This window comes from Anaerobacillus sp. QJM3NY_17 (assembly GCF_056173665.1).
On record NZ_CM149685.1, the window covers coordinates 3,072,220 to 3,097,318 of the forward strand.

General features: G+C 39.1%; 21 protein-coding genes and 1 other annotated feature. Of the genes, 7 read left to right on the top strand and 14 right to left on the bottom strand.

Translation table 11 applies throughout. The features are described from left to right. Nucleotides 1–92 precede the first annotated feature (92 nt). From tpx to sppA, 5 genes are all read right to left on the bottom strand, one after another. Nucleotides 93–590 (bottom strand): thiol peroxidase, encoded by a 498-nt coding sequence (tpx, locus tag AC0VYV_RS16105; RefSeq protein WP_194219271.1) that lies wholly within the window; start codon nucleotides 588–590, stop codon nucleotides 93–95. Nucleotides 591–810: 220 nt separating this feature from the next. Further along, nucleotides 811–1,344, bottom strand: coding sequence for a GerW family sporulation protein (gene ytfJ, locus AC0VYV_RS16110; RefSeq protein WP_194219270.1), 534 nt, complete (start codon nucleotides 1,342–1,344; stop codon nucleotides 811–813). A 31-nt stretch (nucleotides 1,345–1,375) separates the two neighbouring features. Continuing rightward, complete coding sequence (locus AC0VYV_RS16115; protein ID WP_430241455.1) at nucleotides 1,376–1,975, bottom strand: DUF2953 domain-containing protein; 600 nt, start codon at nucleotides 1,973–1,975, stop codon at nucleotides 1,376–1,378. Between the two features lie 107 nt (nucleotides 1,976–2,082). Further along, nucleotides 2,083–2,556 (bottom strand): RDD family protein, encoded by a 474-nt coding sequence (locus AC0VYV_RS16120; RefSeq protein ID WP_430241457.1) that lies wholly within the window; start codon nucleotides 2,554–2,556, stop codon nucleotides 2,083–2,085. Between the two features lie 13 nt (nucleotides 2,557–2,569). Next, nucleotides 2,570–3,565: a signal peptide peptidase SppA gene (sppA, locus tag AC0VYV_RS16125; protein WP_475365614.1), complete on the bottom strand. Its 996-nt coding sequence runs from the start codon at nucleotides 3,563–3,565 to the stop codon at nucleotides 2,570–2,572. Between the two features lie 284 nt (nucleotides 3,566–3,849). Between sppA and AC0VYV_RS16130 the strand changes: the two genes are divergently transcribed. After that, nucleotides 3,850–4,647: an NAD kinase gene (locus AC0VYV_RS16130; protein WP_475365615.1), complete on the top strand. Its 798-nt coding sequence runs from the start codon at nucleotides 3,850–3,852 to the stop codon at nucleotides 4,645–4,647. Between the two features lie 172 nt (nucleotides 4,648–4,819). Here AC0VYV_RS16130 and AC0VYV_RS16135 read toward each other — a convergent pair whose 3' ends face one another. Further along, nucleotides 4,820–6,427, bottom strand: coding sequence for an amidohydrolase (locus tag AC0VYV_RS16135; protein ID WP_475373976.1), 1,608 nt, complete (start codon nucleotides 6,425–6,427; stop codon nucleotides 4,820–4,822). 171 nt (nucleotides 6,428–6,598) lie between these two features. Here AC0VYV_RS16135 and AC0VYV_RS16140 point away from each other — a divergent pair, with 171 nt between their 5' ends. Further along, nucleotides 6,599–7,669 (top strand): undecaprenyldiphospho-muramoylpentapeptide beta-N-acetylglucosaminyltransferase, encoded by a 1,071-nt coding sequence (locus AC0VYV_RS16140; RefSeq protein ID WP_430241464.1) that lies wholly within the window; start codon nucleotides 6,599–6,601, stop codon nucleotides 7,667–7,669. Nucleotides 7,670–7,718: 49 nt separating this feature from the next. On the opposite strand, the gene mbcS is transcribed toward AC0VYV_RS16140, so the two are convergent. The 4 genes from mbcS to AC0VYV_RS16160 form a co-directional block, all read right to left on the bottom strand. Continuing rightward, nucleotides 7,719–9,302: an acyl-CoA synthetase MbcS gene (gene mbcS / locus AC0VYV_RS16145; RefSeq protein ID WP_475367503.1), complete on the bottom strand. Its 1,584-nt coding sequence runs from the start codon at nucleotides 9,300–9,302 to the stop codon at nucleotides 7,719–7,721. A 115-nt stretch (nucleotides 9,303–9,417) separates the two neighbouring features. Continuing rightward, nucleotides 9,418–9,618, bottom strand: a complete 201-nt coding sequence (locus AC0VYV_RS16150; RefSeq protein ID WP_098444548.1) for an alpha/beta-type small acid-soluble spore protein — start codon at nucleotides 9,616–9,618, stop codon at nucleotides 9,418–9,420. Nucleotides 9,619–9,707: 89 nt separating this feature from the next. Next, complete coding sequence (gene thiI / locus AC0VYV_RS16155; protein WP_276511810.1) at nucleotides 9,708–10,910, bottom strand: tRNA uracil 4-sulfurtransferase ThiI; 1,203 nt, start codon at nucleotides 10,908–10,910, stop codon at nucleotides 9,708–9,710. After that, nucleotides 10,910–12,049: a cysteine desulfurase family protein gene (locus AC0VYV_RS16160; RefSeq protein WP_475372755.1), complete on the bottom strand. Its 1,140-nt coding sequence runs from the start codon at nucleotides 12,047–12,049 to the stop codon at nucleotides 10,910–10,912. Before AC0VYV_RS16160 ends, thiI begins: the two co-directional genes overlap by 1 nt. A 280-nt stretch (nucleotides 12,050–12,329) precedes the next feature. Between AC0VYV_RS16160 and brnQ the strand changes: the two genes are divergently transcribed. After that, the gene (gene brnQ / locus AC0VYV_RS16165; RefSeq protein WP_475367802.1) at nucleotides 12,330–13,646 is read left to right on the top strand and encodes a branched-chain amino acid transport system II carrier protein; all 1,317 of its coding nucleotides are present in this window, start codon (nucleotides 12,330–12,332) and stop codon (nucleotides 13,644–13,646) included. A gap of 85 nt (nucleotides 13,647–13,731) precedes the next feature. Here the strand turns inward: brnQ and ezrA are convergent, their stop codons facing one another. After that, entirely contained in the window at nucleotides 13,732–15,429 is a 1,698-nt protein-coding gene (gene ezrA / locus AC0VYV_RS16170; RefSeq protein WP_430241473.1) for a septation ring formation regulator EzrA, read from the bottom strand. 223 nt (nucleotides 15,430–15,652) lie between these two features. Between ezrA and hisJ the strand changes: the two genes are divergently transcribed. Then, nucleotides 15,653–16,486 (top strand): histidinol-phosphatase HisJ, encoded by an 834-nt coding sequence (gene hisJ / locus AC0VYV_RS16175; protein WP_475365618.1) that lies wholly within the window; start codon nucleotides 15,653–15,655, stop codon nucleotides 16,484–16,486. On the opposite strand, the gene refZ is transcribed toward hisJ, so the two are convergent. Beyond that, nucleotides 16,473–17,126: a forespore capture DNA-binding protein RefZ gene (gene refZ, locus AC0VYV_RS16180; RefSeq protein ID WP_475365619.1), complete on the bottom strand. Its 654-nt coding sequence runs from the start codon at nucleotides 17,124–17,126 to the stop codon at nucleotides 16,473–16,475. The genes hisJ and refZ overlap by 14 nt on opposite strands. A 150-nt stretch (nucleotides 17,127–17,276) precedes the next feature. Here refZ and AC0VYV_RS16185 point away from each other — a divergent pair, with 150 nt between their 5' ends. Continuing rightward, the gene (locus AC0VYV_RS16185) at nucleotides 17,277–17,762 is read left to right on the top strand and encodes a GAF domain-containing protein (RefSeq protein WP_430241478.1); all 486 of its coding nucleotides are present in this window, start codon (nucleotides 17,277–17,279) and stop codon (nucleotides 17,760–17,762) included. A gap of 69 nt (nucleotides 17,763–17,831) precedes the next feature. On the opposite strand, the gene megL is transcribed toward AC0VYV_RS16185, so the two are convergent. Further along, nucleotides 17,832–19,010 carry a methionine gamma-lyase gene (megL, locus tag AC0VYV_RS16190; protein ID WP_475365620.1) on the bottom strand — a complete coding sequence of 393 codons (1,179 nt, stop codon included), beginning with the start codon at nucleotides 19,008–19,010 and terminating at the stop codon, nucleotides 17,832–17,834. Nucleotides 19,011–19,371: 361 nt separating this feature from the next. Between megL and rpsD the strand changes: the two genes are divergently transcribed. Continuing rightward, complete coding sequence (gene rpsD, locus AC0VYV_RS16195) at nucleotides 19,372–19,974, top strand: 30S ribosomal protein S4 (protein ID WP_136948553.1); 603 nt, start codon at nucleotides 19,372–19,374, stop codon at nucleotides 19,972–19,974. Between the two features lie 222 nt (nucleotides 19,975–20,196). Here rpsD and tyrS read toward each other — a convergent pair whose 3' ends face one another. Further along, entirely contained in the window at nucleotides 20,197–21,462 is a 1,266-nt protein-coding gene (gene tyrS / locus AC0VYV_RS16200) for a tyrosine--tRNA ligase (protein WP_475365621.1), read from the bottom strand. An 88-nt stretch (nucleotides 21,463–21,550) separates the two neighbouring features. Further along, nucleotides 21,551–21,773 (bottom strand) — a binding site (T-box leader). Nucleotides 21,774–21,913: 140 nt separating this feature from the next. Here tyrS and AC0VYV_RS16205 point away from each other — a divergent pair. Then, a complete protein-coding gene (locus AC0VYV_RS16205) occupies nucleotides 21,914–25,057 on the top strand; it encodes a transglycosylase domain-containing protein (RefSeq protein WP_475365622.1) in 3,144 nt (1,047 codons plus the stop codon). The last annotated feature ends 42 nt before the right edge of the window (nucleotides 25,058–25,099 follow it).

The following is a 25,099-nucleotide window of genomic DNA, read 5'->3' on the forward strand; positions in this document are numbered from 1 at the left end:
ACACTAACGTCTATGAATTATAGATCACAATACAATTCCGTTAAAAAAGGACTCCGATCACGTCATCGAAGTCCTTGCCATGTTTGTTTACATTATTCAGCTTGCTTAGCGGCGTTAAGTGCAGCGTCATAATCTGGGTGATTTGTTGCTTCACTAACATATTCTGTGTATACAACTTCGTCCTTACTGTTTACTACAAAAACAGCTCTTGCTAATAAACGAAGCTCTTCCATCGCTACGCCAAAAGCTTTACCAAATGAAAGATCGCGATGATCAGATAAAGTAATAGCATCTTCAATTCCAGCAGCACCGCACCAGCGCTTCTGTGCAAATGGGAGGTCAGCGCTAATTGTTAACACTTTCACGTTATCAAGCTTAGCAGCTTCTTCGTTAAATTTACGTGTTTGAGCATCACAAACGCCTGTATCTAGTGATGGTACGACACTAATGAGACGAATACCTGCATAATCATCAAGCGTTTTTTCAGATAGATCATTAGCAAGAACAGTAAAATCAGGCGCTTTGTCCCCCGCTTTTACTTCTTCCCCTAAAAGTGTCATCGGCGTTTCTTTAAATGTAATATTAGCCATGTTCATACCTCCTTCATAATTGGTCGTATGTACGACTGTTTTCATCATATATGCCATCGCTTCTGATTTCAAGAAATCAGCTAAGGCTTTCTAGCTCAGTTTTTATGAATCAGAGGTATTTATGTTCGATTAATGCAACTTAGTTTTCTAGAATAACCCACAATGGCAGAAGAATCGAATCTAAAGACCATATAAAAAAGCTACTTTAATTAAAAGTAGCTTAAAAATCCAAATCCTGCTTATCGTCATCCTGCTGTCTCTTATGACCACGGAAGAGGTGTTTTCCTTGGGATGTATGTCGCGAAGATTGTGAATCGCTTTGGTGATCGTTTCCTCTTCTTCCCTTAGTCTCATGATTCATATTCTGAAGAATGCTTTGTACTTTTTCAATTGCCTGTGGGGCAAGATCGAGCAATCTCTCATAAAGATGTGTGGTGTTATCAAGGTGTATCATCTTTATATCGCCAGCACTTACAATTAAAAACGCAATTGGCGTTATGGAAACACCACCACCACTACCTCCACCAAAAGGATCGCCTTTGCTTTGCCCTTGCTGATCACGCTGATTGGACTGTTGCTTTAGCATAAATTCACTACCACCAGCAGCAAATCCAAATCCAACCTTTGACACCGTTAGAATGACGCTTCCATCAGGGGTTTCGACAGGATCACCTATAATCGTGTTGACATCAATCATGTCTTTCAGATTTTCCATTGCAGTCTGCATAAGTCCTTCAATTGGATGTTCAGGCATTTTGTGTTTTCCTCCTTCACTTACTAAACCGCTAAGCCTCCTGCACATTCTTTTGAGACTTCATTAATTTAATTGCCGCGATCATAGCATGCCCCAGTTTAAATGTAATCATGCATCGTATATAAGTTTGAATCGTTTTCACTTCATAAATTGGTGTTACGATGAGTTGAGGGACTGAATGAAGATTAGAGTAATGTGATAAAAGTGTGAAGATAGCGACTTTTGTATTCATAATAAGTTCAGCTACTACTGCAGTACTTGCAGCGTTTCCCATTCCAAAATTTGTTTCCCATTGAATCGTTCGAAATCGTGTCTTCCTAAGAAAAAACAAAACAGATGTTTTAGCCCCAAGCGTTTTTTTCAGTAACTGGATGACCTCTTTGAGGTCACCTTTCAGCCCCTCTTCTTCTTTGCTTGCTTTGACAGCCTCTTCCCCACCTTCTAATAACGTTTCAAGTGGTATGGTTGTCTCATAAATAACTAATCCGAAGAGGGCTTTCACAGCTATTTGAATTTCTTCAACTGAAGAAGAGTGTTCTATTGTGAACGTTACTCTTACTGTCGAAAAAACAATAAGGGGTAAGGAGGCGATCACTAATAAGCCAAATATAGCAACAAGAATAATAATCAATGAATAGCCTCCTCCCATATACCTTTCTATTTTGAGACAGTATTCATGAAAATAGAGTATAAAATAAACCTGCCCAATATGGACAGGTTTATTCATTCAGTATGTTCTTATTCTTCGTGCACAACAATTGTATCAGCGAACAAATCATGGATTCCTTGTTTCTTTTTCGTAAAAGCAACGACAAGGAAACCAACAAATAAGATTGTTTTACTAATAAATCGTCCAATGCCTTCTCTAAAAATAACCGTTCCCCATGTTAAAGTCGTGCTTTTAACAGAGGCTACCCTTAAACCAAAAAGCATTTTCCCTAGCGTTTGAGATAAGAACTTAGTCATCAGTATAAAATAAGCGTAATACACGATACCTGTTAATATCGCCTGTAGCGGCAGATAGGCAGGTTCATTAGCAGGAAGATCAAACCCCTTGATCATAGGAGTAATCAGAATTCCATTCAAACTTGCTACAACAATAATATCAACTAAATATGCCCAAAAGCGCATCCAGAAGCCAGCAAAACGCTCGTGCTTCACTTCTTTCTCTAAAGATGCGGGAGAGGCAGTCGTACTCATTGTTTCATCCATTCTGCCTGCCTCCTTATTCAGAATATAAATACATTAACTCAGGGGATTGTGGAGTGGATAATAACTGCTGGATGCCTAAGAGATCTTTATCAGGCCCCATGAGCTTAGCGGCCGTCATTTCAAAGAGAGAGTTTAATCCTAAGTTTTGCTTATATTGCACCACTTGTAACTTACGATCTCCCACGTCTTCTTTCATACCGGCAATTGTATCTTCAAGATTTCCCAGGTCATCAACAAGGTTAACTTCCTTCGCTTGCCTGCCATCATAAATTCTTCCGTCAGCAAGCTCCCTTACTTTGCTTTCATCCATTCCTCTACCTTCACTAACTACCCGAACGAATTCATCATATGAATTATCAATCATTGATTGGAGAATGTCCCGTTCTTCATCAGTCATTTCACGACTAGGAGACATAATATCTTTATGTGGACCGCTCTTAATTGTCTCCCATTTCACTCCTACCTTCTCAGCTAGTTCTGCATAGTTCATCGACTGCATAATAACACCGATGGAACCTGTAATCGTGGAAGGACTCGCAACGATTTTATCAGCTGGAGCTGAAATATAATAACCCGCAGAAGCCGTCATGCTTCCCATTGAAACATAAATGGGTTTATCCGTTTTCTCTTTAATCTCTAAGAGCTTATCATGAATCTCTTCACTTTCTACTACCCCGCCGCCCGGCGTATTAAGTCTTAAAATGATGCCTTTAACACTGTTGTCTTCCCCAGCATGCTCCAAACGTTTCATAAACACAGCATGATTGTATCCAGACTGTGGAAGAAAACTAGTGTTTGTTCCAGTATCTTGAATAACTCCTTCCACATTCAAAACCGCAATCTTATTCGAACTACTACCTTCCTCAATAACCGTCTCTGCAAATTGGTCCGTTGTGTTCATTTCTTCCTGCCATCCTCCAAATGCCAGACTAGAAACAAAATTAAACACGATTGATACGATAATCAGAACAACGGTAATGCCGAGGGCGATCCATCGTTTTCCATTCATAGTAAGCCTCCTCTATATCCTGATGCTATCTTATGTACGATGAAGCCAACTTATTGGTTTCATATTTTTGAGAATACCATACAAAATAAGGAATCGCACTCCTTAGAAGCGTTTGAACAAATTTAATGTGTCGAGAGAGGGAACCATAGAAAGTACACTTTACTCTTCTTTCCGCACTCGTTCATAGCCTTGAATAAATGAGCGAAATCATAATTTTTTCTTTTTTCTAAAAAGCGATAATGATAAAGTAAAGAAGACAAACAGATAGACAGGGAGGAATCTACATGCCAAATCGGCGTAATTTGTTTTTTTTCTATAAGCAGTCAAAAGAAATTCAGGAGAAAGTAGAACCGTTAAAGGCACTAGCAGAAAAAAACGATTTTCATATCGTAGAAAACCCTGAAGAAGCTAGCATTATTGCAAGTATTGGAGGAGATGGTGCTTTCCTTCAAGCCGTAAGAAAAACAGGTTTCAGAGAAGATTGCCTTTATGTAGGAATTTCTACTGGTGAGCTCGGATTTTATTGTGATTTCCACATCGACAACATCCAAAATATGGTGGGAGACATTTTGTCAGAAGGCATTGAAGTTCGTCGTTACCCGACGATTGAAGTAAAAGTGAACAATGAATCATCCTTCTATTGCTTGAACGAGTGCACCATTCGTTCGTCAATTATTAAGACACTTGCCATGGAAGTTTATGTGGAAGATTTTCACTTTGAAACATTTCGTGGAGATGGTCTCATCGTTTCCACACCAACAGGAAGCACGGCGTATAATAAGTCCGTAAACGGTGCAGTGGTAGATCCTAAGCTTGCTTGTATGCAAGTAAGTGAACTCGCTTCACTAAACAATAATCATTACCGCACGCTCGGCTCTCCTTTTATATTAAGTGATGAGAGAACGCTTTCTCTTCAAGTTATTCAGGATGGTAATGATTATCCTGTTATTGGTATTGACAATGAAGCAATGAGCATTCAGCATGCTCAAGAAATTCAAATTCATATCCCAGAAAAACGCATTAAAACTGTTAAGCTTAAAAACAATTCTTTCTGGCATAAAGTTCAAAGAAGCTTCCTCTAAACGAAAGAAGCGCCACAAAAATGTGCGGCGCTTCTTTTTTTATTGACTATGTTAACGAACATCGTTGAACTTCGGCTCATTTACGATCTGTTATAACCAATCGTTTTGAGCTAAAAAAACGAGTTATCAACAATATAAATTCACATAGGTTTTTATTAGTAAAGAATTTTTTCTATGAGAGAGAACCACGCTCTTTTTGATAAACGATTGTTTCATCAATGACTGTCATAACAGCATCTGTTTGAATAATAAGGTCTGGATCACAATTAAAAATATCGCGATTTAATACAGTGAAATCCGCTGCAAAGTTCTCTTTAATCATACCTCTTTCACGTTCTCTTCCAATTGCAAACGCACTTCCTTTAGTAAAAAGAGAGACGCTCTCAAACACAGATAATTTCTGTTCAGGATAATATCCACCATGTGTTTCCTCAGGACGCTTTCGCGTAACTGCTGCATGAATACCTAACAATGGATTCACAGGTTCAATCGGTGCATCTGATCCACCTGCAATTGGAACGCCACTATCAAGCAGCGTTTTCCACGCAAATGACCATGTCATTCTTGCTTCGCCGAGACGCTCCATTACCCATGGAAAATCCGAAGCGACAAACCTTGGCTGAATATCAAGAATAACTGAAAGTTCTTTTAATCGTTTTAACAAATCATCACGCATGACCTGCGTATGGATAAGGCGATCTCTAAGCCCATGTGGAGCAGGATACTGTTCAATCGCTTCAATTGCATACTCGAGTGCCAAATCACCAATCACATGAATAGCCACAGGCATATCATGAACCCTTGCTTTCTTCACAAGTTCGGTAAGTCCTTCAATGCTATGAATCGCAACTCCTGACGTATCAGGAGAATCATTGTATGGATCGCTCAATAGAGCAGTACGACCACCAAGTGCGCCATCAGCAAAAATCTTCATCGCACCTAGCTCTACATAATTTGTTCCATCACCGAAACCTAACCCTTGCTTGCGCATCTGCTCGGTTACTTCATGATGGACTAATAAATTAGCTCTAAATTTACGTTGTCCGTTGATGACATTTACGAAGGTCTCATAAGTACGTTTAAAACCACCATAGTAATTTAGATCTTCACTATGGCCACCTGTAACGCCTTTCGCTACAAGGTCATCGACTGAGCAAGATAGAGCTTTTTCAAGGTATTCAACACTTACTTCAGGCATAGCATCCTTTACTAGTTCCTGGGCACGATCCAATAAATAACCAGTTGCTCTGCCTTCATTATCCCTCATGATTACGCCACCTTCAGGATCTGGTGTATCATCCGTTATACCTGCAAGATCAAGGGCTATCGAATTCGCAAGTATGGCATGTCTACACACTCTTGTTAACATCATTGGATTATTTGGAGCAATATCATCTAATTCATCACGGTGGAAGATTTTGCGATCCTGAAAGTTGTTTTCATTCCAACCTTCCCCAATCACCCAGTCAAATGAGGCTGTATCATTCACTTTGTTAATCAGATGTCTTTTCATCTCTTCCGCTGACGTAGCCTCCGATAAATCGAGACGCAGAAGTTTTTCTCCATGTCCAATCATGTGGAGATGACTATCCACAAAACCAGGAATCATGACATTCCCTTTTAAATCATGTTTTTCTGTCATTTCTTTCTCGAACATAGAGGTTAGTTCTGATTTAGACCCGACCTTTTTGATACGGCCATTTTCTGTATAGACGGCTTCTACCGTTTCATTTTCATGTTCAAGCGTATAGATCTTACCACCAAACCAAAGCGTTCCCACTGATGTTCTCTCCTTTATGTAAATGTAAATTGTGAGCTAATTGTATCATTCCTCATATAAACTGTGAATCTTCTGGTTTTTCATCAAACTCTTGGTTGATTTTTCAATCATGATACAATAAGAATAACAAAGAGTATATGCAAGACAATTGTTGAAGGTGAGGAAATCTCGTTGAAAAAGAAAATCTTATTTACAGGTGGCGGCTCTGCCGGGCACGTTACAGTTAATTTAGCACTAATTCCTCGTTTTTTAAAAGACGACTGGGATATCCATTATATCGGTTCTGAGAACGGCATTGAACGTCAGTTAATTGAACCTGTCAAAGGGGTTACTTATCATCATGTTGCTACCGGAAAGCTAAGAAGATATTTTGACTGGAATAACTTCAAAGATCCTTTTAAAGTAATTAAAGGCGTAGGAGAGGCTTTTTCCATTATTAAACGTGAAAAGCCTTCTGTCATTTTCTCTAAAGGGGGATTTGTATCTGTACCTGTCGTAATCGCCGGAAAGATGAATGGAGTTCCTGTCATTATTCATGAATCTGATTTAACACCGGGACTCGCTAACAAAGTAGCCATCCCTTTCGCCTCAAAGGTATGTACAACTTTCCCTGAAACGGTAAACCATTTACCTGAAAGCAAAGCGGAATATATCGGCGCAGTTGTTCGTGATGAACTGAAAAGTGGCAAACGCTCCACTGGCCTTTCTTTTGCCGGATTCACTGGGACAAAGCCTGTTATGTTAATTATGGGCGGAAGTCTTGGTGCAAAACGAATCAATGAAGCTGTTCGCAATCAGTTAGATGAGCTTTTACAAACATATGATATTCTCCACCTTACCGGTAAAGGGCAAGTGGTTGAAAATTTGCAAATGCAGGGGTATAAGCAATTCGAGTATGTAACAGATGAACTTCCTCACTTATTAGCCATGGCTGATTTAATTGTCTCAAGAGCTGGTTCAAATTCTATTTTTGAGTTCCTTGCATTGAAAAAACCAATGTTACTCATCCCATTATCAAGAGCTGCAAGTAGAGGGGACCAAATTTTGAACGCCCAATCGTTCCAGAAATCAGGCTATGCGAATGTTCTATTGGAGGAAGATTTATCAGACGCTTCTTTCTTAAAATCCGTACGTGAAACATTTGAGAACCGCTCGACATATATAAAAGCAATGGAACAGGATAATGCAGGTGATCAGGCAAATAAGATTGAAGCTTTAATTAAAAATAAAGCAAAAAAATAAGAAGAAGACCTCAAAGGTCTTCTTCTTATTTTTTACTGTATCCTCTATTCTAAGACGCCCCAAGAGTTTCTTTTTGACGAAGCTCAATTCTTCTAATTTTACCTGAAGTTGTTTTCGGAAGTTCTTCAATAAATTCAACTTTTCTTGGATATTTATAAGGCGCAGTTAGCTCTTTTACATGATCTTGTAGTGTACGAACTAAAGCATCTCCCGCTTGATTGGGATCTTTCAGTACAATATACGCTTTTACTATATTACCGCGAACTTCATCAGGACTTGCAACGACCGCACACTCCTGTACAGCCGGGTGTTTCACAAGAGCATCCTCTACTTCAAATGGTCCAATTGTATATCCGGAGCTAATGATAATATCATCACCTCTACCTTCAAACCAAAAGTAACCATCCTCATCTTTGGAAGCTTTATCCCCCGTTAAGTAATAGTCACCTCTGTACGCCATTTGCGTACGTTCCTGATCCTTATAGTACCGTTTGAACAGAGCAGGTACATCCTTATGGACGGCAATGTCTCCCACTTCTCCAACCTGAACAGGTTGACCATCTTCATTAATAATATCCACTTGATTACCAGGTGTTGGTTTCCCCATTGAACCTGGCTTTACTTCCATGCCTTTTAGAATGCCAACAAGTAATGTATTCTCAGTTTGACCATAGCCGTCTCTAACATCAATCTGAAAATATTTTCTAAACGTATCAATTACTTCACGATTAAGCGGCTCACCAGCTGAAACGGCGCTTCTGAGAGCAGGCAATTTGTACCTAGTTAAATCATCTACCTTTGCCATTAAGCGATACTCTGTTGGTGTACAACATAAAACATTAATATCATATTCTGAAAGAAAACCAAGGTACGCTTCTGGATCAAATTTACCACTATAAACAAAACCAGTTGCGCCACTACATAATGTGGCAACAAAAGGGCTCCAAATCCATTTTTGCCACCCTGGTCCTGCAGTTGCCCAAACGTTATCTCCCTCATGAATATCGAGCCATGAGGCTGAAGAAGTTCTTAAATGAGCATATGCCCAACCATGACTATGAACAACGCCTTTAGGATTTCCCGTTGTTCCAGACGTATAGGAAAGGAATGCCATGTCTTCTCTTGATGTGGCCACGCCAGCGAAAGAAGCGCTTTCATTTTTAGCTTCATCCAGTAAAGATATCCATCCATTAGCACGATTGCCTACAATGAATCTATGTTCCAAAGAAGGCGCTTCGTCTTCTACACCTTCAAATGATTCAATAAGTTCTGCTTCACAGATAACCGCTTTTGCTTCGGCATGATTAATTCGATAGATCAAATCTTTTTTTCTCAACATTTCTGAAGAAGGAATAACGACTAGACCCGCTTTCAAACAGGCAATGTATACGGCATATGTATCAATTAACCTGGGCATCATGATCAAAACACGATCTTGACTTGTTAATCCCTGGGCAGTTAGCGCGCCAGCGATGCGATTCGCCTTTTCAAATAAATGTTTATATGTAATTTCTTGAACTTCGCCTTGATCACTTCGCCATTTTAAGGCCACTTTATCTTCTTTAGAAGTAAAGCGCTCCATCTCGCTTGTTAGATTGTAATGTTCAGGTGCAATTAAGTCCTGCATTCTTATCCCCCTTTATTCTGCAATAATTACATTATACATAAAAGTATGAAAGTTTTGAACATTATTGCCGATAAAAAAGGAGAAGGTGTCTAATTCACCTTCTCCAAGCCATTATATTAAATTATTTGGAGTATCCTCCGAATTGCTGTTCAGATTGTTGAACAAGACGCTTCGTGATCTCGCCGCCAACTGAACCGTTTGAACGTGAAGTTGAGTCTGGACCAAGATTCACACCAAATTCAGAAGCAATTTCGTATTTCATTTGATCTAAAGCTTGTTGTACACCTGGTACAACAAGGTTGTTTGAGCTGTTATTAGCCATGAGTTGTTCACCTCCTTGACACTATCATTTGATAGAGAAGGGAGGGTTATTCTCATTAACTATTGGTAGTATGGTTAAATGTTGGAAGATTAAAGTAAGTCATCAAATGAATCATCTTTTTCCTTAATAACAATCGTTTCAACACCACTTACAGCCTCTTCTACTAATTCATCAATTGGTAAGTATTGTTCAAATTTATTTGCATGTTCCCGTTTTGGTTTTGTCTTAGGTGCATCTGGCAAGAACACCGTGCAACAGTCCTCATATGGCCGAATCGAGATATCATACAGGTCAATAGCCCTTGAAATCCTCATAATCTCAATTTTGTCCATAGAAATAAGAGGCCTTAGAACAGGATAATTTGTCACTTCGTTAATTGTATTCATACTTTGAATCGTTTGACTTGCTACTTGTCCAAGACTTTCCCCTGTTGCAATGGCAAGTGCTCCACTTTTTTCTGCTAACTTTTCCGTGATTCGCATCATCATTCTTCTCATAATTGTCATGCTGTAATTATCAGGCATTTCTTTTTGAATTGATTTCTGTGTATTTGTAAACGGGACAATATGAAGGCGAATGTCTCCACCGTATCGAGAGAGAACTTTTACAAGATCCTCTACTTTCTGGCGTGAACGCTCACTTGTAAAAGGAGGGCTGTGAAAATGAACTGCTTCTACTTTTACTCCCCTTTTCATCGTTAAATAACCCGCGACTGGACTATCGATACCACCTGATAACATCAACATTACCTTATTATCTTGAGCAGTTGGAAGACCTCCAGCACCTTCTGAATTATCGCAACTAAGATAAGCACCATCTTGCTTCACTTCTACCTTCAATTCCATGTCAGGATTGTGGACATCCACCGTTAATTTTTCTGTATTAGTAAGAACATAACCGCCTATATCGCGATTCATATCTTGTGAGCGATGTGGAAATTGCTTGAAAGGTCTCCTAACTGTTACTTTGAAAGTCATACTTTCATTACCCATTTGATCCTTAACAAGCTGTAATGCCTTTTCTTTAATAAGATCGAGATCGTGTTCTGTCTTGATGGCGACACTAAGGGAGTGAATGCCAAAAATCGTTTTTAGCTTCATAATTATCGGATCTGGATCCTCTCCATTCAATTTCACAATCATTCGGTCAAAAGATTGATGAACCTCAATGGATGGATAGTCAGACAATACCTGCTTCACTCTTTTTTTCAAAGCAGTGATAAATCCTTTTCTGTTTTTACCTTTAAGTGAAATTTCCCCGTAGCGAAGAATGATATGATCATACATAGCTATTACCTCATTACATGTTTTAGTTTGGGTATTACTTTTTGAAGCTCTTCAAGAAAGAATTCTACTTCCTCTATCGTTGTATCAAAAGAAAGGCTTATTCTAATAGCCGACTTTGCCCCTTGATCTGATAAACCAACAGATGTTAATACGTGGCTTGCTGCTGCTGTTTTGGAAGAACACGCCGAACGAGTTGACACATAAATTTCTTTTTCCTCAAGCGTATGAATCAATACTTCCGGCTTAATACCAGGGACTGAGAAATTAACAATATGCGGAGAACCTAATTGAGTACTATTTAACTTCACGCCTTCAATATCGGAGAGTTCTTTTAGCAACAGCGTTTGTAATGTTTTTAACTTCTCCTTTTGAACATCCGCTTTACCTAAAAATATTCGAAGAGCCTTTGCCATCGCGACGATTCCAGGACCATTTTCTGTACCTGAGCGAATGTCGCTTTCCTGCCCCCCTCCTGAAAGCAGTGGAAATAAAGACAGTTTATCTCGTTTTATTAATATCCCATTACCTTTTAGCCCATGAAATTTATGCGCCGAATAAGAGACTAAATCCGCTTGTACTACATTAAAGTTGAGTGGCACCTTACCAATTCCCTGAACATCATCAATATGAAAGAAGGCACGTGATTTTTGTTTAATCAACTTTCCCGCTTCTTTTATTGGTTGAATGGCACCCATCTCATTATTCACGTGCATAATAGAAACAAGAATGGTTTCAGGAGTGAGCGCCTCTTCAAGATCATCTAGAGAGATTTCTCCTTCTCTGTTAACAGGTAAATACGTCACTTCAAATCCCATGGATTCAAGCTGCCGGAAGGACTCCAAAACGGAAGCATGTTCTATACTCGTAGTAATGAGGTGCTTACCTCGATTCATATATTGAAGTGCTGAACCTTTAATAGCCAAATTATTACTCTCAGTTCCACCAGAAGTAAAAATAATTTCATTCATTTTAACTTGTAACAAATCTGAAATACTCATTCTCGCTTGTCGAAACAATCGCTCTGCTTCTCCACCTTTTCGATGGAGAGAAGATGGATTAGCGAAAAAATTTTCAGCTGCTTTTCGATATGCATCAAGTACTTCTTTATAGGGCTGCGTTGTAGCACTATTATCCAAATAAATCATATTATGACACCTTCAGTCATCTTATATTTCCAACTAATAATCCTACCATAGGTCAAACAAATCACCAAATCAAATATTCTAGATAATGAGATAGATTCATCATTTTGTTCGTTACGCTAAGAATGGTTATGATTACCAAGGTCGAACGAACGCTGCTAGAATGGCAGATAAATTGTTTGAATTATTAATCATTTTGGTTTTGTTATGATTTGTCGATCAATTGTGTTAATATGAAGTCCGAAAATTAGGACATGTTAAACAGTTTAATCAGGAGGCCCTTATGAAGTTGAAATTATCAAATAAAGACATTTTGACAATAGGATTAATGCTTTTTGCTCTTTTTCTTGGAGCAGGAAACATGATTTTCCCACCCGCGCTCGGTCATTCTGCCGGGAGTAATATTTGGGTAGCAACAGCTGGTTTTCTCATCACAGGGGTTGGACTTCCTCTTTTAGGCGTGACGGCGATTGGGTTAACGGGGGGAAACTTAAAAGATATTGCTTCTAAAGTTCACCCCACTTTCGGATTTGTATTCACTGCGATCCTCTATCTTGCGATTGGGCCATTCTTTGGAATCCCACGTACCGGGACGGTAGCATTTGAAATTGGTGTCGTGCCATTTTTGAATGAATCAACGAATGTTACCGGGATGCCATTATTTATCTATACCCTTATTTTCTTCGGTATTACGTTTTGGTTATCACTGAATCCTTCAAGATTAGTGGATCGAGTGGGAAAGATCTTGACACCTTTATTACTTCTAGTTCTTGGAAGTTTAATCGTAGGAGCTTTTATCCATCCACCAGGTCCACTTTCAGCCCCTTCAGCGAAGTATGAGGACGGCGTTTTCTTTAAAGGGTTCATTGAAGGTTATCTTACGATGGATGCAATTGCAGCTCTTGTATTTGGAATTGTGGTGATTCAAGCCGTCAAGGATAAAGGCATCACAGATCGAAAAACCATTTCCATCGCTGTATTGAAAGCTGGAATCCTAGCAGCAATAGGGTTAACGGGTATTTATTTATCACTTGCCTATATAGGAGCTACAAGTGTTAACCTTCTTGGTTCAGTCAATAACGGAGGAGAAATCCTCTCTAGTGTTGCGAGTTACCTGTTCGGCTCATTTGGCACATTTCTTCTTGGAGCCGCGATTACATTTGCTTGTTTAACAACATCTGTAGGACTAGTAACGGCATGTGGCGAGTATTTCTCAAAAACGTATCCAAAGCTTTCTTATAAGTTTGTTATTCTGATCATTACAATTTTCAGTGCTTTTGTGGCAAACCTTGGACTGACTCAATTGATTACATTTACATTACCTGTTTTAATTGCGATTTATCCTGTAGCAATTGTATTGATCTTCTTAACATTCATGAGCTACCTATTTTCTATCCATCACTACGTTTATAGGGGGGCTATCATTTTGACAATCCTTATAAGTGTCCCCAATGCCCTTGAGGGCGCCGGGATTATAATGCCTGGGATTACCATTCTACATAAGCTCCCACTCTATAGTGATGGCGTAGGATGGATTGTACCCGCTATCATAGGTGGAATAGTAGGATGGATAATATCTAAGAAAGATAGAACATCATAATTTTTTCTAACGCAGACAAATTGTCTGCGTTTTTTTAAAAAGAAAAATACTGATTACAACAAAAAACTCTCCTCAATGAGGAGAGTTATGATTTAACAGGTTCTCTTACATCATCTTTCAACGATTGAAGCACCTGTGGATCAACCTTTTCAATGGCAGCTTCAGCTGTTGATAATGCTTCATCGTACTCATATTGTCTGAAGTGATCTTCTGCTTTTTGAAGCAGTTCATCTACACTTCTGTGCTTCCCTCGATATCGATTCCCAAACTGAATCAAGCGTTCGGTCAGAATGGCGTCTTCGACAAGCTTTTTTGTTATTTCAGTACTATGTTCAACCGCACGTTCAGCATCAGAAAGCACTTCATTAATTTGATAAATATCAAGCGGTACGTCTGAAAGACGATCACTTAATTCTACAATGATATCCTCTGCCAGTTCATAACCATCTAAATATGATTCTGGAATGCCTGGTAGATTACTTAACTTCATCATTCTTCTTGATTCAATTAATCTTCTCTTCAAATCTTTAATCGTCTCAAGCGCTTTAAGCTCATCTTTTCTTAACATATGCAAATTCTCTTTTTGAATTTGCATTTCATGATCAATTGAAGCAAGATCTTCTTTTAAGGAAAGCACCGTTTCAGCAAGTGTGGTAAATGCCTGCTTATTGCCTTCAACTGCTTCAATAACAGCATTAAATCGAATATGCATATCAGAAATCTTTTTCTCAATTTCCTTAATCATTTTCAATTCCTGTTCCTCTAAACGGTAACTGAGCTGCACAACATTCGTTTCTTCTTGCAAGTCTTGAAAGTGATTATTAGTTTTAAGCAGCTCATGTTCAAGCTCCTCTACTTTCTCCGTAACAAGATGCCTTGCATCTACTTCAGATTCCAATTGATCATATAGTCCTTCAATATTTCTTCGCACTGTATCAATTTCTATCTTGATCTCTTCGACTTCCGTCTTCTCAATAGCCGAATCCCATCTGACTAAATCCGATTCGACGTGTTCAATATGATCTTGAATTTCCAAATGATCAAGTACATAGCCTTCAGACTCCATCACGGAAGTTCCATCTTCAAGTTCTTTTAGTTGAGAAGGTATCTGCGTATGCACAAGCGCTATTAATTCTGGTGTAACAGAAATTTTTTCTTGAACAGCTGTTAACCGCTCTTGGATTTCTTTCAACACACTTCTAGCTTCAAGATAGTTACCTTCTTCGGTTAGTTGTTCATAGCGCTTAAGATCTTGTTTAAGTTCTTCGAGTTCAGCTTCTAGGGTAGGATAAGCCTTACCAAGTGAACGATTTTGTGAAAGAAGTCGCTGTTTGGCTTCCCTGAACACCTCTTGAACGGAAACAATTTCTGTTCTATTCTGCTCTTCACTCGAAACGAGTTCATTAATATCTTCTAACATCAGTTCAATACGCTTTTCAATCTGTTCTAATCGTTCACGAGTTTCAACTAATGTTGCTTTCGCTTTACTAAAGCGATACCTCTCAGCAGCTTCCTCGGTATCCATAAGCTGCTCTTCCAAGTTGGGAAGCTTAACTGCTACGATCTCATCCCACTCTTCACGCCATTTTTCAAATTTTTCTTCCGTTTGACCTGACATTGTTAGACCTTTCACCTTCGAAATCTCATCTGTCACAGGTCTGTTTAATATATCAATCTTCCATTCTTCTAGACGATCGATTTCATTGTATATTTTTCTTCTAGCAAAAGTGCCGTATAAAATGACGGCAACAAGTAAAATAATCGCAATGACAATATACTCCAACGGAAGCACCCCTTCTTCCACATCATCAATTTATGTATACATGCTAAAACAGCAGTCTAAATCATCAGATATAGATCTTTTATAAACGAATATGTACGAATTTCATCAATGTTTTTATGATACCATGTAATTACCTCTTTGACTAAATAAATTCAATATTCGACAACTAAAATCCTTGATTTTATTATAAACTTTTTCATTTATTGAAAGAAGGTGCTTTTGGATGATTATTTCATATGATGGACACATACACTCTCCATTTTGTCCACATGGATCAACAGATTTATTTGAGGATTACGTAGAAGCTGCTATTCAGTTCGGTTACAAAGGCATGACATTTACTGAACACGCTCCTCTCCCACAAAATTTCCATGACCCTGTTCCAAATCAAGATAGCGGAATGAAATGGGAAGTGCTAGAAAACTACTTTGAAAATATTCAGCAGCTAAAACATAAGTTTAAGGGAAAAATTGAAATTAACTGTGGACTAGAGGTTGATTTTATTGAAGGCTATGAAGAAGAGACAAGACAGTTTCTTAATACAGTAGGACCACAATTAGATGATGCGATTCTTTCTGTTCATTTTTTGAAAGAAGGAACTAACTATACTTGCCTTGACTATAGTCCAGAAGCTTTTGAACAACTAATTGCTTCATTGGGTTCCGTTGATATGGTTCACCAAAAGTATTACGAAACGCTATTGAAGTCAGTCCATGCTGACCTAGGAAAGTATAAGCCTACTCGAATTGGACATATAACTTTAGCAAATAAATTCCAGAAAAAACACCCGTCTAAAAGTTCCTTTTTCTCGGAAATCTCTACATTACTTGATGCGATTAAAGAAAGCGGCTTTTCATTAGATTATAATGGAGCCGGAACAGTGAAACCTTTATGTGGAGAGCCATATCCAACTGACTGGGTTATACGTGAAGCAATAAAACGAGAAATCCCTCTCGTCTATGGCTCAGATGCTCATAGCGCAAAAGGGATTGGTCAAGGAGCAGAACGACTTCTTACACACTCTCTACAATCACCAACCTTGCTTAGCCGTTCATAACGAACGGCCTTGCTTCCCAAATTCCAGTCTTACAAATATATCGTTCTATCCATTCATTTAATTGTTTCGTATATCGTTCAATAAAGTAATGTTCATTTGGCTGAATATGATGCACTTCTAGTATATATTGAGGTTGCAAAAATGGCATAGAAAGCATGCCTCTCATTTGCATGATGATATAATCAATGGATTGTGGACGAAATTCCTCCCTTGCAAACCCCACCTCAAATATTTTGCTAAAGTAGTACTTTTCTTTTGCTAGATAAGTGGTCATGATTTCCCGAACAAGCACTGAATCAAAAGTGATCTCCCGAAGTACAAACCTGGCGAGTTGCCTATTCTGATACTGATACTCCATAATCCTTTCAATAGCTTCAGCGAGACAGCTTCTGGCAGATCGCGCGTCAAGCTGCTGATATACTTTTTCGAGTTCCTTTACATACCCTTCTAGAAATGACGTCATTAGAAACTCAGCTAACCCCTTTTTGCCGTTAAAATAATACGAAATTAAGGCAACATTCACATCCGCTTTACCCGCTATATCTCGCACTGAAGTACCGTTAAAACCCTTTGTATTGAAAAGTTGAATGGCGGCCTGTATGACACTTCGCTTCGATGCTGTATCTCGCTCCTGTTTCACTAGGAACCACCTCCAAATAATACGATCTAAATTATTGATTCGGTAATAACATAGGCAATCCTTTATTAATCGTACGACAAAATATGTGTATTAATCTGCAAGATTTGATATGATGTTCATAATTTCGATGTAAGGAAGAGGTGTCTTGACATGTTTGAAGTCGAATCCTATTCAGGCAAAAGAGAAAAAGATTATCAAATGGTAATTAAACAACTAAGAGCACTGCTAGATGGTGAAACAAATCAGCTCGCTAATCTTGCAAATGCCTCTGCTTTATTAAATCAGTTTCTAACAGATGTCAATTGGGTTGGGTTCTATTTATACGAAAAAGAGACCGATCAACTTGTGCTCGGGCCTTTCCAGGGACTTCCAGCATGCGTTCGTATTCAGAACGGTAAAGGAGTCTGTGGCACAGCATCTAAAGAAGGCAAGACGATGCGAATTGACAATGTTCATGATTTCCCCGGACATATTGCATGTGACGCTGCTTCACAATCTGAAATTGTAGTGCCAATGTACACTTCAGATAAGCTCCTCGGAGTACTTGATATCGATAGCCCTAAAGTTGGCCGTTTCGATGAATTGGATCAGGAGTATTTAGAGAAATTTACTGAAGCATTGCAAGATTTTCTTTAGAGTTAAAGTAAAGTATTTTGTACCTATACTACTTAAAAAGCCATTAGAGAATTTCTCTAATGGCTTTTTTTAGTTCTCTAACGCTTGAAGAATATCTTCCCAAATATCCTCCCATGCTTCAAGACCAACAGAAAGGCGAATAAGAGTTTCACTAATCCCCATTCTTAATCTCTCATCTTCCGGGACAACGGCATGTGTCATTGTAGCGGGATGTTGAATCAGGGTTTCAGCATCCCCGAGACTAACAGCTATTTTAATCATATTAAGTCTATTCATGAAGGCTTGGGAGTCTTTCTTTTCCCCCGCAATTTCAAAACTAATTAAACCGCCTGGGCTCTTCATTTGTTTTTGAGCAATAGCATACGATGAAGATTCTTCCATACCTGGATACATCACGTTCGTTATGGCAGGATGCTCAGCTAATTTCTGCATAATTTGTCTAGCATTTGAAGAGTGACGATCCATTCGAATAGGGAGGGTCTTTAAGCCTCTTAACAATAGCCATGCATCGAATGGTGAAAGAATTCCACCTATATCCTTTTGCGTACTTTTAGCAATTGAAGAGATGGTCTCTTGGTCACCCACAACTAAACCAGCTACCACGTCTCCATGGCCACTGATATATTTCGTTGCACTATGCAAAACAATGTCACAGCCAAATTCTAGCGGGCGCTGTAAATAAGGAGTCGAAAATGTATTATCCACCACAACCTTAATTCCTTTTTCTTTTGCGACCGCAGAAACCATTTCAAGATCAATTAATTTCAATGTTGGATTAATCGGAGTTTCAATATAAATAACTGTAGTATTTGGACGAATTGCTTTTTGTAATTGCTCAACTGAGTCTAGCGGAAGCAAGTCATGTTCAATCGAAAATTTCTCTTCTAACATTTTAAGTAATCCGAAAGTACATCCGTAGACCCCTTCTGAACAAAGAATGTGGTCGCCTGTCTTCACTAGGTTCAAAAGAACAGCAGACACGGCGGCCATTCCCGAACCAAACGCTAAGCCTGCCTCAGCATTTTCAAGAGAGGCAATCCGCTCTTCCAACATTCGAACAGTAGGGTTTCCAAGTCTTGAATAAATATAGCCAGGCTCCTCACCTGCAAACCTTCGTTCACCAGCCTCAGCCGTTTCAAATGTAAAAGTTGATGTTTGATAAATAGGAGATGCCAGGCTGTTGTGATGCGATTTAGATTCATATCCATCATGAATTGTTTTTGTCTCAAAGCGATGCTTCCCTGTCAAAGTTATAACCCCCTGTTATAAAAATAGCTAGATACACTTCCATTGTAAGCGCTTTCTATTATAAGGTGAAGAGGTATTTATCTTTCTTATATCCTAAAAATGATGTCGACGTGCTATCTATCCATCTCATTTCTACTAAAGTTGACATCTAATACTGAAAGAGTTACAATAGCATTTGTGTAAAATAAGAATGGGCAGCAGCGTGACGGGCTGTGATTTCATTGTGTTCCTTTTAATAGGTACGCCGCGTAACCTCCGGCTGTCGAGGTGAAGGCGTGTGAAAACACAATGTGCACAAACCGGAATCACGACACTGTTTTTATTTTATACCAATAATAATGGTATAAAGGAGGAGCTAATTATGGCTCGTTATACAGGACCAAGTTGGAAAATTTCTCGTCGTCTTGGTATTTCTCTAAGTGGAACAGGTAAAGAATTGGAAAAGCGCCCTTACGCTCCAGGTCAACACGGACCTAACCAGCGTAGAAAGCTTTCTGAATATGGTCTTCAACTTCAAGAGAAGCAAAAGCTTCGTCACATGTACGGCATGACTGAGCGTCAATTCCGACGTCTTTTCGATGATGCTGGCAAAATGAAAGGTGTTCATGGTGAAAACTTCATGATTCTTCTTGAAGCTCGTCTTGATAACCTTGTTTATCGTCTAGGTCTAGCTCGCACTCGCCGTCAGGCTCGTCAGCTAGTTAACCACGGCCACATCACAGTTGATGGCAAACGCGTTGACATTCCTTCTTATCGTGTAGCGACTGGTCAAGTGATCAGCGTTCGTGAGAAGTCTAACAACCTTGACATCATCAAAGAAGCTATCGAAGTAAACAATTTCGTTCCAGAATACCTTACTTTCGATGCAGATAAGCTTGAAGGTACGTTCTCTCGTCTTCCTGAGCGTTCTGAACTTCCTGCTGAAATCACTGAAGCTCTTATCGTTGAGTACTACTCTCGTTAAGCTGTTTCAAAAACCCCGGAACTTATTCCGGGGTTTTTTATGTCCAAATTTACTTAGTACAAAAAATATAAAAAAAAGAGGAAGATCCTCCTCTTTTCAATGGGAGGGTCTTCCTCTTAATGATTGGCTGTTCATAACCGCTGGTGATTTTTTACTCATTTACTCTCTGTGATAACCAACCGTTATTGGGAATCACCAGTATTAGTTAAAATAGCTAAATGATTAATACGTAAGAAGGAAATATTTCTTCTTCCCTCTACGAATAATCACGTATTGATTTTCGATTTGGTCGCTTTCTGAAATAACTTTATCCATTTCCTGACACCGTTCACCGTTGATATACACCGCTCCATTTTTAACATCTTCTCTTGCCTGGCGCTTAGATGAAGAAATACCAGCTTCTACAAGAAGATCGATAAGTCCCTTTTCATTATCTTCTACATGGAAAGAAGGAACATCCTTAAATCCTAAACGGATTTCATCAGCTGTTAGCTGTTTAATGTCACCACTGAACAGCGCTTCCGAGATGTTGATTGCCTGCTGAAGCTTTTCTTCTCCGTGAACAAGCTTTGTCACTTCTTCAGCAAGAGTACGATGAGCTTCTCTCTTTTCCGGTGCTTCGATATGTTTTGATTCAATCTCTTTAATTTCTTCAATACTTAAAAATGTAAAGTAATGAAGAAATTTCACAACATCACGATCATCTGTGTTAATCCAGAACTGATAGAATTCGTAAGGAGAGGTTTTATCGGCATCAAGCCAAATCGCTCCACCTTCAGATTTACCGAACTTAGAACCATCACTCTTCGTAACAAGTGGGAATGTTGCTCCATAGGCTTTTGAAGACTCTTCGCTGCCTTCTTCTTTACGAATCAGTTCAAGACCTGCTGTAATGTTCCCCCATTGGTCACTTCCTCCAATTTGAAGACGACAGTTTTCTTTCCGGTAAAGCTGAAGAAAATCATATGATTGAAGAATCATATACGTAAATTCTGTAAAAGAAATTCCCGCTTCAAGACGTGAAGTAACAGAATCTTTCGCAAGCATATAGTTCAAACCAAAGTTCTTTCCAACATCACGCAGGAATGGAATAACATTTAGCTCCCCAATCCAGTCGTAGTTGTTTACAGCTTTTGCAGAGTTCGCATCTGTTCCAAAATCCAAAAAGCGAGCAAGCTGTCCCTGTAACTTATTCGTCCAATCTTTTACAATGTCTTCTGAATTCAACGTACGTTCATTTGAACGGCCACTAGGGTCACCAATCAGCCCAGTAGCTCCACCAACAAGCGCAATCGGCGTGTGGCCAGCTAACTGAAATCTACGTAGGGCTAGAATAGGCAAAAGATGCCCAATATGAAGGCTATCAGCTGTTGGATCAAAGCCAGAATAAAGAGCAATGCGGTTTTCTGAAAGTTCCTTTTCAAGGCCCTCTCTATCTGTAACTTGATTTAAAAGTCCTCTTGCTTCTAATTCTTCTAATATGTGCATGTAATCGACTTCCTTTCGTTAATAATATCTTTTGGCAAACCACTAAAATAATCCAAATGGGCAAAAAAACAAAAAAAACCCGCCCCAGAAAAGGGACGAGTTTCATCGCGGTACCACCCTTGTTGAAGAAAGTAACCTTTCTCCCACTCAGTCAGAATAACGGTCTGAACCGTCTAATGCTACACAGACACTGTCTTTCCCATTAGATGCTCATGGAGGTAATTCACATTTTCCTTTATGCTGATTCTCACCGCACATCAGCTCTCTGAAAAAGGGAGAAAAATGCTACTTCGTCCAATCAAGGCATGTCGTTCATTAAAAAACACTAATTAAATTAATATCACAAAGGTAAAATCATGTCAATTCTAAGCCTACAGAAATCCCTACCAGTTTATACAAATCTCGACGACATATGCTATAATAAACAGGATTAATTTGAGGGGGTATAGGAATGCGAGAGCTTTTTTCTTCTATCAGGCAGAAGTGGAACGCGTTCATTGATAGATTACAAGAATATAACATCTTAACCGGGTCCAGGATCGCCTACAAAGTGACTTGGAATTTATTTCTTATTTTTATCGTGCTAGGTCTAATGGGCACTATTTTCGCCGGTGGTGTTGGTGCAGGATATTTCGCATCACTTGTTAAAGATGAACCGATTCGCTCTTACGATGAGATGAAGAGAGACGTTTATAACTATGAAGAAACCAGTGAGGTATATTTTGCAGGTGATGTTCTTCTTGGTAACTTTCGTTCTGATATTGAGCGAAAAGAGGTTGAGTTAAAAAACGTTTCTCCTCTTCTACAAAAAGCAGTTATTTCCACAGAAGATGAATATTTCTTCGATCACGATGGTATTGTTCCAAAAGCAATTGGACGTGCCGTTCTTCAAGAAGTCACCAATTCAGATGATCGAAGCGGTGGTAGTACATTAACACAACAGTTAGTTAAGAACCAGATTCTAACAAGAGAAGTTTCTTTCGAACGAAAAGCAAAAGAAATGCTACTCGCTCTTCGACTCGAAAATTTCTTTAATAAAGAAGAAATTCTAGAAGCATACCTTAATATCGTTCCTTATGGACGAAATGCTTCCGGTAATAATATTGCGGGCGTACAAGCAGCCTCACAGGGCATATTTGGTGTAAATGCTAGTGATTTAAATTTGCCTCAAGCTGCATTCATTGCAGGTATTCCCAAAAACCCTTATACATACACCCCTTTTACAAATTCGGGTGAGGTAAAGAAGGATCTTTCAGCTGGAATCGATCGGATGGAATTTGTTCTATATCGTATGTATGAAGAAGAAACAATCACTGAAGAAGAGTATAACAAAGCGCTAGAATACGATATTGAAAAAAATCTAGCTGAGTCTTCGCCTTCGCCAGTAGAAAAATACCCTTACCTTACATTTGAGATTGAAGATCGTGCGAAGCGAGTTCTTGCCGAGCAGATCGCGAATGAAGAAGGATATGACGGGAAGGAACTTTCGAAGAGTGTAGACTATTACAATCAAATCACTTATGATGCTAACGTTACTGGTAGATCTGCAACGGAAATAGCCAAGAAAATGGATTTGAAATGGGAAGAAGTTCAAGAAAATTCAGATGTATTCCTTGAATTTATGAGTAATGCAGAGAAAGAGCTTCGCAAAAATGGATATAAAATTTATACTACAATTGACAAAGATATTTATGAATCTATGAATGCTGCAAGAGATAAAGTGCTAGAAAACGGAAGCTATTTCCAAAGTGCTAAAACCCTCTCCGTGCAAAATCCTGAAACTGGAGAGCTTGAAAATAAAGAATTTCCTATGCAAGTAGGTAGTATCCTCATCGAAAATGAATCTGGAAAAATTCTTTCATTTGTTGGTGGAAGGGATTTCGCGCAAGAAGAACTTAACCATGCTACAGACGCCTATCGATCAAACGGTTCTACAATGAAACCATTGCTTGACTATGCCCCGGCAATGGAAATGGGAAAAGTTCAGCCTGGCTATATTGTGCCAGACTTACCAATTCAAGATGGATATAATCCTGGTAACTATTCATCAAACTACCATGGTCTTGTAACTGCACGTAAAGCGTTGGAAAGGTCTTATAACGTTCCAGCTGTTCGAGTCTATAATAAAATGAACCCAGTGGACGCAACCGACTATTTGGTGAAGATGGGCTTTAGTACAATGACTCTTGATGATCGAACCAATCCTTCAATGGCAATTGGTGCGCTACAACGGGGAGTAAGTGTCGAAGAGAATACCAACGCATTTGGCACGTTTGCTAATGGAGGAAAGTTTGTTGATGCTTATTTAATTGATAAAATAGTTGACCGCGATGGAAACACCATTTTCGAACAAAAACCAGAACCAGTGGATGTTTTCAGTCCTCAAACTGCCTATCTATCAATCGATATGATGCGTGATGTAGTTAACCAGGGTACTGCCCAAGACATTCCAGGGAAATTAAAATTCGCTTCTGATTGGGCAGGAAAAACAGGAACTGGACAAAATTATTATGATTCATGGTTTGTAGCAGTCAATCCTAATGTTTCACTAGGTGTATGGACTGGATATGACAAACAAATTAGCATGGATAGTCAATATGCCAACAGAAACAAAAACTTATGGGCACTATTTGCTAATGCCGCTTATGATAAAAAACCAGAAATAATGGATCCAAAAGAATCATTCAAAATGCCAACGGGTATTGTGCGACGTTCGTTCTGTGGTATATCTGGAAAGCTCGCTTCTGATCTCTGTCAAAAAGCCGGACTTGTCAAAACTGATCTATTCAACGCAAAGTATGTACCAACTGAAGTGGATGACAGTCTCACTCAAGGACGTTATGTCATCATGAATGGTAAGACCTATCAAGCACTTAGTTCCACTCCAGAAGAGTTTGTATCCAGCGGAGTCATGATTAAAGAGGATTACTTCTCAGGAGTTGATATTTCACAGCTTCTCCCTTCTGGATTTAGTGATTTAAATATCGTTTCAGAAGGAAAAACTGCTTCAGAAAATGGGAAAAAACCAGGCGCAGTTGGTGGCGTTTCAATAAGTGGCTCTTCACTAAATTGGGGTGCTTCAGGTGAAAGTGATATTGTTGGTTATCGTATTTATCGCGCTTCGAACGGTAGTAGTTCATTTACGAAGCTTGGAAGCGTAAAAGCATCTGATGGTAGCTCATTCAACATCCCTTCTGGTGCATATGCCTATTACGTAACAGCAGTTGATGTAGCTGGGAATGAATCGGGACCATCGGCTAAAGTAACAAATGGAGATTGGTCTGATAAACCAGAGCCAAAACCTGAGAAAAAGCAAGAAGCAGAACCTTCAACAGATGAAGAAAATGATGAAGCTTCTGATAATGAAGAGAACGAAAATAATGCTCCCTCCGATAATGATAGTGATGAATCCAGCAACTCAGAAGATTCACCTTCAAATGAAGGGAATACCAACACCGGTGAAAATGCAAATGATAACAACTCCAACAACTCCGGTAATGGAAATAACAATGGAAACAGTAGTCCTACAAATGGTGCTGACAGCGGAAATAATTCAAATAGCACCGGCGGCAACACAAGCAATAACGACCAGTAAAAAAACAGCCTGCAGCATTATGCTGCAGGCTGTTTTCTATTA